This is a genomic window from Pseudomonas sp. P5_B2 (assembly GCF_056400445.1).
Window position 1 is genome coordinate 1 of the sequence record NZ_JBFULH010000778.1, and the last position, 1705, is coordinate 1705.

Annotated in this window: 1 pseudogene; it reads left to right on the forward strand. The window is 57.6% G+C overall.

Features of this window, described 5'->3' with window-relative positions:
• Positions 1–1705: pseudogene (rpoB, locus tag AC1DRJ_RS26675) on the forward strand (DNA-directed RNA polymerase subunit beta); the annotation flags it as partial.

A 1705-nucleotide genomic window follows, 5' to 3' on the forward strand; every position in this document is an offset into this window, starting at 1 on the left:
CTCGAGCACGATGACGCCAACCGTGCGTTGATGGGTTCGAACATGCAGCGTCAAGCTGTACCAACCCTGCGCGCTGACAAGCCGCTGGTCGGTACCGGCATGGAGCGTAACGTAGCCCGTGACTCCGGCGTTTGCGTCGTGGCTCGTCGTGGCGGCGTGATCGACTCCGTTGATGCCAGCCGTATCGTGGTTCGTGTTGCTGATGATGAAGTTGAAACCGGTGAAGCTGGTGTCGACATCTACAATCTGACCAAGTACACCCGTTCCAACCAGAACACCTGCATCAACCAGCGTCCGCTGGTGCGTAAAGGTGATCGGGTTCAGCGCAGCGACATCATGGCTGACGGTCCGTCCACCGACATGGGTGAGCTGGCACTGGGTCAGAACATGCGCATCGCGTTCATGGCCTGGAACGGTTACAACTTCGAAGACTCCATCTGCCTGTCGGAACGAGTTGTTCAAGAAGATCGCTTCACCACGATCCACATTCAGGAACTGACCTGTGTGGCACGTGACACCAAGCTTGGGCCAGAGGAAATCACTGCAGACATCCCGAACGTGGGTGAAGCTGCACTGAACAAGCTGGACGAAGCCGGTATCGTTTACGTAGGTGCTGAAGTTGGCGCAGGCGACATTCTGGTGGGTAAGGTCACTCCGAAAGGCGAGACCCAACTGACTCCGGAAGAGAAGCTGTTGCGTGCCATCTTCGGCGAAAAAGCCAGCGACGTTAAAGACACCTCCCTGCGTGTGCCTACTGGCACCAAGGGTACCGTCATCGACGTACAGGTCTTCACCCGCGACGGCGTTGAGCGTGATGCTCGTGCACTGTCCATCGAGAAGACTCAACTCGACGAGATCCGCAAGGACCTGAACGAAGAGTTCCGTATCGTTGAAGGCGCAACTTTCGAACGTCTGCGTTCCGCTCTGGTCGGCCACAAAGCCGAAGGCGGCGCCGGTCTGAAGAAAGGTCAGGACATCACCGACGAAGTTCTCGACGGTCTTGAGCATGGTCAGTGGTTCAAGCTGCGCATGGCTGAAGATGCTCTGAACGAGCAACTCGAGAAGGCTCAGGCCTACATCGTTGATCGCCGCCGTCTGCTGGACGACAAGTTCGAAGACAAGAAGCGCAAACTGCAGCAGGGCGATGACCTGGCTCCAGGCGTGCTGAAAATCGTCAAGGTTTACCTGGCAATCCGTCGCCGCATCCAGCCGGGCGACAAGATGGCCGGYCGYCACGGTAACAAAGGTGTGGTCTCCGTGATCATGCCGGTTGAAGACATGCCGCACGATGCCAATGGCACCCCGGTCGACGTCGTCCTCAACCCGTTGGGCGTACCTTCGCGTATGAACGTTGGTCAGATCCTTGAAACCCACCTCGGCCTCGCGGCTAAAGGTCTGGGCGAGAAGATCAACCGGATGATCGAAGAACAGCGCAAAGTCGCTGAGCTTCGTAAATTCCTCGACGAGATCTACAACCAGATCGGCGGCCGTAACGAAGATCTGGATAGCTTCTCCGACCAGGAAATCCTGGATCTGGCGAAGAACCTGCGTGGCGGCGTTCCAATGGCCACTCCAGTGTTCGACGGCGCCAAGGAAAGCGAAATCAAGGCCATGCTGAAACTGGCAGACCTGCCAGAAAGCGGCCAGATGCAGCTGACCGACGGCCGTACCGGCAACAAGTTCGAGCGCCCGGTTACTGTTGGCT